Origin of the sequence: Silvimonas terrae, from assembly GCF_014202765.1 — a bacterium.
Lineage (GTDB): Bacteria > Pseudomonadota > Gammaproteobacteria > Burkholderiales > Chitinibacteraceae > Silvimonas > Silvimonas terrae.
In genome coordinates, this window is the sequence record NZ_JACHHN010000010.1 from 1 (window position 1) to 13,263 (window position 13,263).

Below are 13,263 nucleotides of genomic sequence, written 5' to 3' on the forward strand. Positions count from 1 at the left end.
GTCATTCCGGCCTTGAGCCGGAATCCAGGTGTAAACAGGTGTGCCGCAGGCACTGACAATGGTTTATCAAATGGTTTGCCAGTGTCTGCCCACCTCTGGCGGGCGTCCCTCGGCGGTCCCCTGAATTCCAGCTCAAGGGGGCCGCCAAGGACCGGAATGACGATATTGCGGGGTGCCCGAAAAAAGGACCGCAATCCTCAAGACTTGAACCGCTCTTCCCGCGGTGCAATGCCGAAATGCCCACGGTAAACGGTTGAAAAATGCGCGCCGGAAGAAAACCCGCACAGCAATCCAATCTGGATTACGGATTTACCGGTGGTGCGCAACAACTGCCGGGCATGCTCCAGCCGCAGTTGCAGGTAGTAGCGTGTTGGGGCCATGTCCAGATGCTGTTTGAACAGGCGTTCCAGTTGCCGGCGGGATTGCCCGGTCAGGCGGGCCAGTTCATCAGTGGTCAGGGGTTCTTCCAGATTGGCTTCCATCAGCATCACGGCTTCGGTAATGCGCGGTTGTTTCTCGCCCAGCCGGGCCAGCAGCGGTACGCGCTGGCGGTCTTCCTGATTGCGGATGCGCTCCATCGAGAGCGCGCTGGCAATGGCCTCGGTCAGCACTGCGCCATGTTGCCGGCTTATCAGCGCCAGCAAGCCATCAATCAGCGCCACGCCATCGCCGCAACTAAACCGGTCCCGATCCAGCTCAAACACATGCTGGGTGACAATCACTTTCAAAAACCGTTCATTGAATGCGGGCAGATGCGGCCAGTGCAGCGTGGCACGGTAACCGTTCAGCAAACCCGCCTGCGCCAGCCACCAGGCACCAGTGCCCAGTCCACCCAGCAGTGGCTGGGCGGCGCGGTGTTGTAGTGCCGTACCTAAAGACTCGGCCTTGCCGATACCCTCACTCAGTACCAGCAACGCTTCATCGGGCTGCACGCTCTGGAGACTCCCGGTGACGGCCAGCGGCACGTTGTTTTCCAGCAGCACGGGTGCGCCATCGGCAGAGACAAAACGCAGGTGATACAGCGGCGCAGTGGCATGGCGATTGGCCTCGGCAAACACGCGCGTCACCGCGCCCACCTGCAGCAAGGTACAAGGCGGGACCAGCAACACGGCAATGTGGGCGGGCAAATTCATCGGGCCGGGGTCTGAACCATGGGCGCGTCGCCGGGTGGCGGGCGCAACGTGTGCGGATGGTTTCAGTAAAGCACGTCGGCGGCAATGCGGGGTTTTGGCGGGGTAGCGCGGTCAGCCAGACCAATGTCATGCGGTTGTTGCGCGGAAATGGCTTTTGTTTCAATGAGCTATGACGCGTTCTTAGCCGGGATCGTGTTCCTGCTGCGATCCGGTGATGAACCGGCTTTGGCAAGTTCTTGTCGCTTTTGCGAAATTGCCCTGGTGGTGTCCATCATCCCCGTTGAATGCAACGCACGGCAGTGGGTTGGCCTGCGCTCATCCGGCCGGCGCTGATACCGCCGGGCTCGCCACCGGGGCCGCTTGTGGCGGGCCGGTTGCGCCAGCAGACGTGATGATCCGGTGGCTGGCGCGGGGCGTGATAGTGCAGAAAATATACTGGCGAATGCACTGAAAAGGCTTTTTGATTTGGGGCGATATCGTGGCTTTTACAGAAGAATATTTCTGATATTGTGTATTGATTGAAATCTTCTTCAGAAAAGCCATGAACCCGCGTAATCGTCTACTGGATCAGCAAGACCGCAAGATCCTGCGCGCCCTGCAGCAGAACGCACGGCTGTCCAACGCAGAACTGGCCGAACAGGTCGGCATGAGCGCGACCGCGTGCTGGAACCGTACCCGGCAACTGGAAGCCGAAGGCTATATCAGCGCGTATGTGGCGCTGATCGATCAGAAAAAACTGGGTTTCGCCGACATTGTGCTGGTGGAAATCACCCTGGACAGTCACGAAGAAAACACCCTGATCCGCTTTGGTGAAGAACTCGCCGCCCTGCCGGAAGTGCTGGAAGCGCATCTGGTCTCTGGCGAGTACGACTATCTGGTCAAACTGGCGGTGGACGGCACTGCGGGCTACGAGCGCTTTCTGCGGGAGAAGCTCTACCGGATATCCGGCATCCGCCACAGCCGCTCCATGTTTGCGCTTAGATGCATGAAGAGTATTCCGTCGGTCCAAGTCTGAGGCGGCGGGCCGGATGCCTCACTCCCCGCACAACTGCCACCGCCGCTCCGGGTGCAGCAGGTAATCCACACACCATTGCCGCACGCGGCCCATGCCATCCGGCCGCCAGGCCAGGAACAGGTGAGTGGCATGCTTTTGTTCTTCTACCGTACGCACAACCAGCCGCCCGGCGCTGACCGGGCCGGCGGCCAGGTGGCGCGGGATATAGCCAATGCCTGTGCCGGCTTCGATCAGGGCAATGGCGACGCCAAAACCGGGTACAAACAACGGTTTCTGGGCATCCAGTAGCCACGCTTGCTGCGGACTGAAGTTCAACGAGGTGTCGCGGATGCAAATGGCGGGGTATTTGCGCAGATCGTGCGTGCGCAAGGGGGTGGCGGCGTGGGCCAGCGGGTGACGTGGGCTGAGGACGAAGTCCCATTCCATATGGCCCAAAGGCTCGCTGACGATGCCTTCCGGATAGGGCACGGCGTGGGGTGCGCCAATGACCAGATCAACCCGTTTGCTGTACAGGGCGTCCCAGCAGCCGTTGTAGACCTCGCGCTGTAGCACGGGCTGGGTGGTGGGAAAGGCTTCTTCAAACGCCTGAATCAGCGTCACCAGCACGTTCTGCGGAATGATGTTGTTCACCGCAATCCGCAGTTCCCGCTCGATGCCTTCGTGGACCAGCAGGGTGTTGCGTTGCAAGGCGTCCATATCGTCGATGATGTTTTTGCTGTGGGCGATGAAATACTCGCCCGCTTCGGTCAGGCAGATATGGCTACCGCGTCGCTCAAACAGGGTGACACCCAGCGCTTCTTCCAGCTTTTTCACGGTGTAGCTGATGGCCGAAGGCACTTTGTTGATGCGGTCGGCCGCAGCGGTAATGTTCTGGTATTTGGCCACCAGGCGCACGATGCGCAGGGTTTCGCTCGAGATAAACATAGGTCCGGCCGGGCATAAAAAAACCCGCACAGCGTGCGGGTTTTGGGCGCTGGCGTGAATCAGGCATCAGCCAAAGCAGGACGAGCGGTCAGTCGGCCCAGGGCGGCGTAACCGGCAAAGGCCACCAGAATGGAATCCACCGATGGAATGCCGGTCAGGGTAAACAAGCCTTTGACGGTCATGAAACCCACGACACAGGCCAGTAGCCAGATCGCAAACGTAATGAGTTTGACGGCCGGGTCACGCTTGAGGGTGGCTTCGTCGTAACCATTGCGGCGGCAGAACAGAAAGTCCGCAATGTAGATACCGGCAACGGGCGGTGCCGCAATGCCCAGGAACAGCAGGAACGGAATAAACCAGCTCATGATGTCCATGCTGCCGACGATGACGGCCAGAACGCCCAGCGCCACGGTGATTTGCCACTTGGGAAACCGCGTCAGCAAGGTGGAAACCACCAGCGTGCCCTGGAACATGTTGCCGGCGTTGCCCGTAACCGTGGCGAAAATCAGCAACAAGGCGGTCGGCAACACCGCGCCAAACACCGCCATGGCGGCGAGGAGCGAGCCCTGGCCGGTCAGCGAGCTGGGCGTGGCGCCCATCCAGTACAGCAGCGGGTAGGCCACACAGAAGGTCAGCACTGCGGCGATCAGCGCATGCTTGCGGTTATGCACAAAGGCGCCAAAGTCTGGCAGCGTGGCCACCAGCACGATGATGGTGCCGACCACGGACGACACCGCGACGCCCACGTTCATGCCCTGAACGGCGGCCGGCGCAGCGGCGCTACCGGTTTTCGCCACGTACAGAATGTAGCAGGCCATCAGTGCAATCACCGGCACGGCAAACTGCGCCACCTTGCCCAGAATGGCAAAGCCAAAGGCGGTGGAGGCCACAAAAATCATGCAACCCACCGCCACCAGGACCGGCACCGGAATGCTGATGCCGTAGCCGGTCAGCAGATCGTGCACCGAGTGGCCGAACATATTGGCCGTCACGGCAATCCAGCCAAACAGGCTGATCGCCATGAGGATATTGATGGCGATGGCACCGCGCTCACCAAACGGATATTTCACAATGCCGTAGGTGGGTAGGCGGGCTTTCTCGCCCACACAAATGGTCATGGCGGCCAGAATGGTCAGAATCAATCCGCCCAGCCCGACCACGGTGATCAGGTCTGAACTGGCCAACTGGCTGCCCAGGCTGGATGAGGACAACAGCACCGGCGTGACGGCGATCCCCAGCAGGATCATGGCGATCTTGTAGCCGGGGGCGGTGTTTAAAGCAGGATCGGTCTTGCGCATATTCCGTTTCCTTCAGGGTTTGATGATCGAATTGATCAGGCGATCTGGTGATGGCCCGTATAAGCGCGCCAGCCGCCGGTGGCGGTGATTTCGCGCTGGCCTTCCACCAGCCATGGTTCGGCCAGGACACCCAGCATTTCTTCGCCGTTTTCCAGCTTGACCTTGCCGATGGAAAGGCCGGCCGGTTCGTTGGAAAGCACCGTGGCAAAGGCATCCAGCGGCAGCGACCAGACTTCCAGCGCCACATGGGCGCCGCCTTCGGTGACGCGGATCATGCCTGGGTGGCGATCGTTGATGCTCCACACGCGGTAGTGGGCATCGGTACGGTCTTCACGCACAAAGGTGCCGCCGACGTTGGTGAGATTGGGGTTGAGTTCCAGGCCGCGCATCAGGGTGCCGTTTACGGCGAGCAGAGTGGTTTTGGTCATGGTGGGTCTTTGCAATCAGTAGATTTTTAAAATTTAAAAAACAGAAAAGGCGAAAATCGGAAAAGGGATCAAGCCGTGATCCAGGTGCCGGTGTGGCCGGCCAGTGCGTTCAGAATGCATTCCGGGCTGGTGATCAGGCCTTGGGCCGTTTTGCCATTGGCACGGGCTTGCGCCACAAAGCCGGCAATGGCTTCCACCTTGGGCTGCATGCTGCCCGCGCCCAGTTCGCCGCTGGCAATCAGCGTGTCGGCCTGCTCCAGCGTGAGGCGATCGAGCCATTGCTGGTCTGGCTTGCCAAAGCGGATGGCCACCTGCGCCACGCCGGTTGGGATCAGCAACAGGTCTGCACCCAGTTGCGCCGCCAGCAAGGCAGAAGCGCGGTCTTTGTCGATCACGGCTTCTACACCCTGCAACTGGCCGGCGGCGTCACGCACCACCGGAATCCCGCCGCCGCCGCAGGCAATGACCACGGCGCCACTGTTCAGCAGGTTGCTGATGACGGCGCTCTCCACAATCTCTTGTGGTTGCGGTGAGGCCACGGTACGGCGCCAGCCCCGGCCAGAGTCCGGCATGATGGTCCAGCCCAACTCGGCCGCGCGGGCCGTGGCCGTGGCTTCATCCATAAAAGCGCCTACCGGTTTATCCGGCTTGGCGAAGGCCGGGTCTGCCGGGCTGACGCGGGTTTGCGTCACCACGCTGACCACTGGCTGCAGCAGGTTGCGTTGGGCCAGGGCATTGCCCAGCGCCCGCTGGAACATGTAACCGATGGCGCCTTGGGTATCACCGACGGCGTAATCCAGCGGCACCGGGTTCACTTCTGCCGCAGCCAGTTCAGAGCGGCGCAGGATAAAGCCCACTTGCGGGCCGTTGCCGTGGGTGACCACCACACGCCAGCCTGCGGCGATCAGATCGGCAATGTGTTCTACCGTGGCGGTGACGGCGGCCGCCTGGTCCGGAATGCTGGTATGCGCGTCATCGCGAATTAGTGCGTTGCCGCCGACTGCAATCACGGCGAGGGGTTTGGTTTGCTGGCTCATTGCTGGGCCTCCTCATGTTGTTGGATGCGCAGGGCCAGCGCCTGGATCGCTTCGACAAAGCCGGGCATGGGGGCGGTGGTGATGCCCGCGCCAATCTGGCCCACGCCAGGCGCTTTGTGGGCAATACCGGTGTTGATGATCGGCAGGATGTTGCGATCGACCACCTTGCGGATATCAATACCGGCGGCGGTCGGGGCAAAGTTCAGCGCGGGCAGGGTAAAGGCCGGGTTGCTGCCAATGGTGATGCTTTGCATGCGCAGGCTGTTGGCGGTGGCATCGGCTGGCGTGCCACCCACAAATTTGACGATGGCGGGGGACGAGGCCATGGCAAAACCACCCAGCCCGGCGGTTTCGGTAATGGCGCTGTCGCCCAGATCGGCTGCCGCATCGGCTACGCCGTAACCGGGGAAGAACAAGCCTTCGACCGGGTTGGCCGGGGCCTGGAACCATTGGTCACCCGTGCCGGAAACCCGGATACCGAAGTTGACGCCATTGCGCGCCATGACCGACACCATGCTGCTGAATGGCACATTGGCGGCGGCATCCATCATGGCCTTGGAGGCCGCCATGGACAGGTTCAGGAAGAAGTGATCGTTGCCAACAATGAAGCTCACTACCGTTTGCAGGGTGGAAAGCGAGGTGCTGGTTTGCAGCAGTGCCGGCAACAAGCGCTTGATCAGCAGACCGGTGGCGGCGGCATTACGGTTGTGTACTTCATCGCCCATATGCAGGGCTTGGGCCATCAGGGGCTTGAGTTCGATCTCGCCCAACTGGCGCACAGCGGCTTGCATGGCCGGGGCCAGTTCGTTGCGCATCCAGTACAGGCGTTGCAGCACTTCGTCATTGTTGGCACCAAAGCGCAGCACCTTGCCCAGGCCTTCGTTGAAGTTGCTGAAGGTGCGCTGGCCGTTGGTTTTGTTCTGGATTACCCACAAAGGCATGGACGGGCTGATGATGCCGGCCATGGGGCCAACCGCACCGTAATGATGGCAAGGTTCCAGCGCGACACCCCCGCCGCGCGCCATTTGCTCGGCTGCGGCGTGATCGGTGGCCCAGCCTTCAAACAGGATCGCGCCGATAATCGCGCCGCGTACCGGGCCGCACATGTCGTCCCACGCAATGGGTGGGCCAGCGTGCAAGATCAGCTTGCGTTCGGCCATGGCCGGGATGGCCTCGCTGGCGGCCAGCACGTCGACCAGTACCGGTTGGGCCGCCAGGTACTGACTCATGGCTTGTTGGTTGGCTGCTTCCACCAGCGGGTGATTGAGCAAACGGGCCAGCGCCAGGCCAGCGGCAATATCGCCCAGGGCGGGCGGTTGCCAGTTCAGGTGGGTAACTTCACCACCGGCCTGGCGGATGTTATCGGCGAAACCGGCCAGACCGGCATTGATGACGTTGAGTGACTGGTTAAACAGGGTGTTCATGATGTTTTCCTCTTACCGGCCGGCCTGTTGGCGGGCGATGTGACTGGCCCAGACAGCGGCTTCGGCATTGCTACCTGCGACCAGCACACCTGCGGCGCGCAGGGCATCGACCTGGCGCTGGCGCACTTGCGGGTCTGCCTCTGTACCGCAGACATGGGCCACCAGCACGGGGCCGCGCGGGGCGTCTTGCAGGGCGTGCAATAGCGCATCGGCGGGCGCGGCGGCCGCGCCATAACCCAGCACCAGATCAAACAGCACCACGGCGGTGGCCGGGTCGGCCATGTCTGACAAAATGCGGGCGTTGCGCAGGGTGGGGTCGATCATCGGGTGCGGGCGGCCACGGGTGTAGGCGTCGTCGCCCATATCCACCACGGTGTGACCGTGGCCCGTCCACAGATCGGTCAGTGTTTTGTTACCGGCAACCGGGGTGTTGGACGAGGCTACAAACCCGGCTTGCTGGCAGATCAGTTGGGCTTCAAAACAGAACGTACCGCCCGCAAACACGCCGCGAATATCCTTGCGGCCGGCGGGCAGGGCTGCGCACAGGGCGTCCAGTTTTGTGGCGTCAGCGGCGGCCAGGCTGGCAATGCTGGCCGGGATGGCTTGATGGCGCAGTTGGGCGACGGCGACTTCAGCCGCATCGCCCAGGGTATGGGCAAAGGTAATGCCTTGCGGCGCAACGGCATCACGCGGGGCCCCGAGAAAATGCACCACCACGGGTTTGCCGGCGGCGCTGGCGCGGGCCATGATTTTGTCGGCCACGACCTGGGCCGGCGGTTTGGAGACCAGCACGATCACCTGGGTGGCGTCGTCTTCAATCAAGGCTTGCAGGCCGTACAACATGGAAATGCCGCCGACTTCTTCGTGCAGGTCATGGCCGCCGGTGCCCAGGGCTTGAGAAACGCCCTCACCCAACTGGTCGATACGGCAGGTGACTTCCTGCAAGCCGGTGCCGGAGGCTGCGACCACGCCAATAGCGCCGCGCTTGACCACGTTGGCAAAGCCCAACGGAATCCCGTTGATAATGGCGGTGCCGCAATCCGGCCCCATGACAATGCGGTGTTTCTGGCTAGCCAGTTGCTTGATCTGGACTTCCTGCGCCATAGGCACGTTGTCGCTGAACATCATCACGTTCAGGCCCAGTTGCAGCGCCTTGATGGCTTCTGCGGCGGCGTAATCACCGGGGACAGAGATCAGCGCCAGGCTGGCGTCCGGCATGGTTTCCACGCCCATAGAGAGGCTGACCGGCGCTACTTTGCGGATACCCCCTTCATCGCTGGCCGGTTTGGCGGTCAGGCGGGTCTGTGCCAGTTCCAGTGCGGCATCACAGGCGGCGGCATTGCCGCGCACGGCAATGATCAGATCATTGGGGCCGGCTTTGAACTCCTGGCCCAGACCCGCATCTTGCAACTGGACGATATTGGCAGGCGTGCCCATGACGACGGAGGCCTGTTCAATGCCATCCAGCCCGGCAATTTGCGCTGAAATCTGCATCAGCGAGACCGAATCCTGGTATAGATTCGGGAATATTCGGTTTTTGATATCCATGAATTGCAATTCCTTGTATTTCTGATTTGCCTGTTAATCCGGGCAATACGGCGTAATGGCGCGCAGACCGTGCAAAAACCCGGCCAGCGTGCTTAAACCGGATGTAGCGCCATACTGCAAAATGTGCTCTGCATGACCTGCCAATTCATCCGGTGGCGCACATTCAATCAATGCGCTGCGCAATTGATGAATTGATTCTGAAAAATGGCCCGCTATTGCCAGTCGCAAATAATGGGCACTGATCTGATTGGTATTACTCAGGCATCGGCGGATCTGCTGACCGATGGCTGCCGCATGGGCAGTCACAACCGGGAGCGGGCCAACCCGCTGCAAGGCAGCCAGATACCCCACCAGATAGTCATCACCATCTGGCGTCAGCCCCTGCCCGTAGCCGACCAGGGCATGGGCGTTGAGGACGGGTAGTAATGCTTGCCTGTGGTTTGCGCCGGCGGTGGCGCGCTCCATCACCTGGCCCAGGTATTGCGGGGCCCGCGTGGTGATGGCTTGCTGGACCACCGCGCTCAGTACCGCTTGTTCCAGTTGACAACGCCGGGTATCCGCACGGCCCTGCGGCTGCCGTGGCTGCCGTGGCTGCCAGAGCGATGCTGCGGTCAACTGGCACTGCCAGTGGCGGGCGATCAAGCGGCCCGCTTGCCAGCGTACCCCCTCAGCGGGGTTGCACTGTGTGCGCCAGTCCCAGCCTTCTGGCAAGTGCAGCAGCAGGGCGGTTGGTTGGTTGGGCGCATCGGCCGGGAGCAAAGTACACAGCGCACCGTGCTCATCGACCAGATTGAGTACCCGCGCAAACCGGCTATGCACCCGCCACCCGGTGCCGGATGGCGGGTTAGCCGCAAGCAGATAGCCAGTCGAGCAAACCTGTAGCGTGATACCCGACATGGCGTAACCGCATCAGGCAGCCAGGGCGTCGACGATGGATCTGGCGTCGCTCACCCAGCCAAAGATCGCGCCTTGGGCCTTGATCATTTCCAGCGCGTATTTCTGGAATTCCGGGAAATAAGAGCCCACGCAGTCTTGCGGCACAATGCATTCAAAGCCACGGTCGTTGGCTTCACGCACGGTGGTGGTTACGCAGACTTCGGTGGTGACACCACAGACAATCAGCGTTTTGATATTGCCGTTTTGCAGCACCAGTTGCAGGTCGGTCTGGTAGAACGCACCCTTGCCCGGTTTGTCGATCACGGGCTCGCCGGCGATCGGGTACAGTTCCGGGATAATGTCGTGGCCTTTTTCGCCACGTACCAGAATGCGGCCCATGGGGCCTGGTTCACCAATAAAGGTTTTACCGCCACGGGTCAGTTTGGCGGGCGGGCAATCGGTCAGGTCGGCGCGGTGGCCTTCGCGGGTGTGAATGACCATGATGCCGGCGGTACGGGCCGCTGCCAGCACTTTTTGGCACGGGCCAATGGCGGAACGGACAAAGTTCACGTCATTGCCCAGGGCTTCACCAAACCCACCGGGTTCGACAAAGTCGCGCTGCATATCGATCATGACCAGCGCGGTCGTGGCCGGGTCAAAAGGCAGGGCAAAGGGTTCTGCTTTAAATGCGGTTGGCTTCATGGGAAAGACTCCTTTTGTAAAATCAGGAAACATTTGTTTTTACTGATTTTAAAGAGCCTTTCAGCGCCAAAGAACGGAATGATTTCAGCTTTGCGTGCAAATATTTTGATGGTGAATAAAGCTTGATTTGAGTGCGGTTAAATCAAATTAAATTGGGCGTTGGCTGATTTAAATCATCAGAAATATGTAGTAGCAAAGGGCGGGGAAATAAAAACAGCGGGCATATTGCCCGCTGTTTTTTTGCCGATAAGCCCTGTTATCAGGCAGCGGCCAATCCTGCCAGGAAATCCTTCTTGCCCAGCGGCACACCGTTGTGGCGCAGGATGTCATAGGTGGTGGTGATGTGGAAAAAGAACTGCGGCATGGCGTAGCTCAACAGATAAGTCTGGCCGTTGAACTTGCGTTCGTGTTCCGTGCCCGGGCGGATGACAATCTCCCGCTGTTCGCCCCCTTCAAACCGGCTAGGCTCAATGCTGCTGACGTAGTCAAAGGTTTTGGCGACCAGGGCACGCAGTTCCGCCAGCGTTTGTTCGCTGTCATCAAAGCGCGGCACTTCGCTATTGGACAAGCGCCCGGCCATGGCTTTGGCAAAGTCGCAGGCAATTTGCACCTGGCGGGTCAGCGGAAACATATCTGCAAAGAGTCTGGCGCTGGTCAGTGCGGTGGGGTCGCTCTGGGTGGCGGCAACGTGGGTTTCTGTTTTGGCCAGGATGTGATCCAGGCTACCCAGCATTTGTTTGATAACGGGCACTGCCGACGCATAAAGCGAGATGGACATGACTGACTGTTTCCTGTTGTGGTTTTTGAGTTTAACGAGTGACTGTATCTGCAGATGATCCGGGTCGTCTGTCAGTGCTTGTCTGGCACGAGTACATCTGACGGAGATGGTTGCCCCATGCTGCCGCGCAAGGCCAGCAAGGGGAGCGTCAATGGTGGGGTTTTACTGCGGTACGGCAAAGGCCGCCCGGGCGGTGCTCACTGCATTGCGGATGGCACAGCCATCAGCGTGATCGTTCACCAGACCCATGGCCTGCATCAGCGCATACATGGTGGTGGGGCCGACAAACCGCCAGCCCCGTTTTTTCAGATCACGCGAGAGGGCATTGGCTTCGGCCGAGGTGGTTTGCTGGCGCAGCCATTCTGGTGTGATGACCTCCGGCCGCACGCCGGCTTTGGGTTCAAAGCGCCAGAAATACGCGGCCAGCGAGTTTTCTGTTTCCAGCATCTGCAGCGCCCGCTGGGCGTTGTTGATCACGGCTTCAATCTTGCCGCGATGTCGCACAATGCCGGCGTCGGCCAGCAAGCGCTGGACATCGGCCTCGCCAAAGCGGGCGACTTTTTCGATTTCAAAATTGGCGAAGCCAGCGCGGAACGCTTCGCGCTTGCGCAAGATGGTGATCCAGGACAAGCCGGCCTGAAAGCCTTCCAGACAGACCTTTTCAAACAGCCGGCGATCATCGGCCACCGGAAAACCCCATTCGTGGTCGTGATAGTGCTGATAGTCGGGCGAGGCATTACACCAGGCGCAACGGATTATTTCGGGCGTGGCTGTCGTCATGCGGCACCTGTGAGGGGGATCAACCGGATAGCGTTGCGTAACAGCGCAAGCCAGACACTCCGTTTCTTGCGCTGTTTAATCTGCGCCATGTTATTGCGTCGGCACGCCGTCTTTCCAGTGCGGCCAGTCACTGACAATGGCATGCACCAGCGGGTAGCCGGCACGGTACAGGTTTTGTACAGCCGGCACAAAGCCGCCTTGTTCCTGGTATTTCAACAGATTATCAACGTCAGACATCCCCTGGGGTGGGCGATCGAAGTCTGACGCTGTGCGCAGATCGGCAATGCGGTTCAGGTCCAGCAAGCCTGCCGCCGCGCCACGCTTGAGCGCTTCGTAGGTGGCGTTGTCTTCTTGCTGCGTGGTGCAGTAAGTGCCCTTGCCATCCGTCATGATTTTGGTGAAATCGCGCGCGCGTTGTCCCAGGCGCGTGCCGGAGAACCAGGTATCGCCCGCCAGGGTATCGCACTGGATGACTGCGGGCGGCTGGTTGGCCGGGGCGTAGTTATATCTGGCGCGAAACGCCGCAGCCTCTTTGCTATCGACCAGTTCGGCCCCTTTGGAGAGCGTAATGGCGCGTTGCAACAGCGCTTCGTTGAGCTGGAAGACTTCTGTGCGGTAATCCAGCGGCGGCTTCTCCGTGGGGGATTTGGTGTTGATGCCCAGATACCCGCCCTGCCAGTCGGCCGGTGCTTCCCGCGCGTCCAGTTCCCACTGGATGCCGAAATCCACCAGATATCGAGCCCATGCCGCCGAACCCACCGTGCCTTGTTGCGGGTCGATCCCGGCAATACCGGCGATCAGGAAATACGTTCTGGACAGATCAAACTGGCGTGACCAGATCAACGCCGCCACCGAGGCCGCCGCGTTGGCGTGGCCCATGCCGGTAGTCATCTGGCAGATCCCGTCGCTGGTGCAGCCAACGGCCGGGTAATCGGGCGAGAGGCCGGGAATGGCCACCTTGCGATCGAAGCGCAGGTGATCGTGCCATACCTGTGCTTCCGGGCCGAACATGGAAATGATCAGCACCTTCACCGGCTGCGCATGGCGCGCCGCCGGCTGGGTTCTGGCCTCAGCGGGGGCGGTCAGCGCCAGGGTTGCGGTCAGTGCGAAAGACAATAAGCGAGGGATCAGGCGTTGGGGCATGCGGGTATCCGGTCAGCGCGGTTGCAAACGGGTGTATATCAAGAATAGTCAGTCAGGGCGCAGTGGGCTTTTACGCAGATGCGTTATTTGGTCTCGCCACGTGCTGCGCCGCGCAAATATGCCAATGTAGATGATCTGGCGTGCTTTAAAAGGGCCGCTCAGCCGCCATCTGAGCTA

14 protein-coding genes are annotated in these 13,263 nt (G+C 60.5%); 1 reads left to right on the top strand and 13 read right to left on the bottom strand.

Annotated features, from left to right (window positions below; translation table 11 throughout):
* Nucleotides 1-197: 197 nt before the first annotated feature.
* The gene (locus tag HNQ50_RS19160) at nt 198-1,133 is read right to left on the bottom strand and encodes a GlxA family transcriptional regulator (RefSeq protein WP_184102837.1); all 936 of its coding nucleotides are present in this window, start codon (nt 1,131-1,133) and stop codon (nt 198-200) included.
* A 315-nt stretch (nt 1,134-1,448) separates the two neighbouring features.
* A complete protein-coding gene (locus HNQ50_RS19165) occupies nt 1,449-1,676 on the bottom strand; it encodes a hypothetical protein (RefSeq protein ID WP_184102838.1) in 228 nt (75 codons plus the stop codon).
* Between HNQ50_RS19165 and HNQ50_RS19170 the strand changes: the two genes are divergently transcribed.
* Nucleotides 1,675-2,148, top strand: coding sequence for an Lrp/AsnC family transcriptional regulator (locus HNQ50_RS19170; protein ID WP_184102839.1), 474 nt, complete (start codon nt 1,675-1,677; stop codon nt 2,146-2,148). The two genes, HNQ50_RS19165 and HNQ50_RS19170, sit on opposite strands and share 2 nt — an antisense overlap.
* A gap of 18 nt (nt 2,149-2,166) precedes the next feature.
* On the opposite strand, the gene HNQ50_RS19175 is transcribed toward HNQ50_RS19170, so the two are convergent.
* The 11 genes from HNQ50_RS19175 to HNQ50_RS19225 form a co-directional block, all read right to left on the bottom strand.
* Nucleotides 2,167-3,072 carry a LysR substrate-binding domain-containing protein gene (locus HNQ50_RS19175; RefSeq protein ID WP_184102840.1) on the bottom strand — a complete coding sequence of 302 codons (906 nt, stop codon included), beginning with the start codon at nt 3,070-3,072 and terminating at the stop codon, nt 2,167-2,169.
* A gap of 59 nt (nt 3,073-3,131) precedes the next feature.
* Nucleotides 3,132-4,370: a cytosine permease gene (locus HNQ50_RS19180; RefSeq protein ID WP_184102841.1), complete on the bottom strand. Its 1,239-nt coding sequence runs from the start codon at nt 4,368-4,370 to the stop codon at nt 3,132-3,134.
* 35 nt (nt 4,371-4,405) lie between these two features.
* A complete protein-coding gene (locus HNQ50_RS19185) occupies nt 4,406-4,798 on the bottom strand; it encodes an allophanate hydrolase-related protein (protein WP_184102842.1) in 393 nt (130 codons plus the stop codon).
* Nucleotides 4,799-4,866: 68 nt separating this feature from the next.
* Nucleotides 4,867-5,835, bottom strand: coding sequence for a carbamate kinase (locus tag HNQ50_RS19190; protein WP_184102843.1), 969 nt, complete (start codon nt 5,833-5,835; stop codon nt 4,867-4,869).
* A complete protein-coding gene (locus HNQ50_RS19195) occupies nt 5,832-7,259 on the bottom strand; it encodes a YlbE family protein (protein ID WP_184102844.1) in 1,428 nt (475 codons plus the stop codon). The genes HNQ50_RS19190 and HNQ50_RS19195 overlap by 4 nt, the downstream gene beginning before the upstream one ends.
* 12 nt (nt 7,260-7,271) lie before the next feature.
* Nucleotides 7,272-8,807, bottom strand: a complete 1,536-nt coding sequence (gene fdrA / locus HNQ50_RS19200) for an acyl-CoA synthetase FdrA (RefSeq protein ID WP_184102845.1) — start codon at nt 8,805-8,807, stop codon at nt 7,272-7,274.
* Between the two features lie 33 nt (nt 8,808-8,840).
* Nucleotides 8,841-9,704: an oxamate carbamoyltransferase subunit AllH family protein gene (locus tag HNQ50_RS19205; RefSeq protein WP_184102846.1), complete on the bottom strand. Its 864-nt coding sequence runs from the start codon at nt 9,702-9,704 to the stop codon at nt 8,841-8,843.
* A 12-nt stretch (nt 9,705-9,716) separates the two neighbouring features.
* Nucleotides 9,717-10,385, bottom strand: a complete 669-nt coding sequence (locus tag HNQ50_RS19210; RefSeq protein WP_184102847.1) for a cysteine hydrolase family protein — start codon at nt 10,383-10,385, stop codon at nt 9,717-9,719.
* 259 nt (nt 10,386-10,644) lie between these two features.
* A complete protein-coding gene (locus HNQ50_RS19215) occupies nt 10,645-11,163 on the bottom strand; it encodes a DUF1993 domain-containing protein (protein ID WP_184102848.1) in 519 nt (172 codons plus the stop codon).
* A gap of 162 nt (nt 11,164-11,325) precedes the next feature.
* Entirely contained in the window at nt 11,326-11,943 is a 618-nt protein-coding gene (locus HNQ50_RS19220) for a DNA-3-methyladenine glycosylase I (RefSeq protein WP_184102849.1), read from the bottom strand.
* Between the two features lie 90 nt (nt 11,944-12,033).
* Complete coding sequence (locus tag HNQ50_RS19225) at nt 12,034-13,086, bottom strand: purine-nucleoside phosphorylase (protein WP_184102850.1); 1,053 nt, start codon at nt 13,084-13,086, stop codon at nt 12,034-12,036.
* Nucleotides 13,087-13,263: the final 177 nt, after the last annotated feature.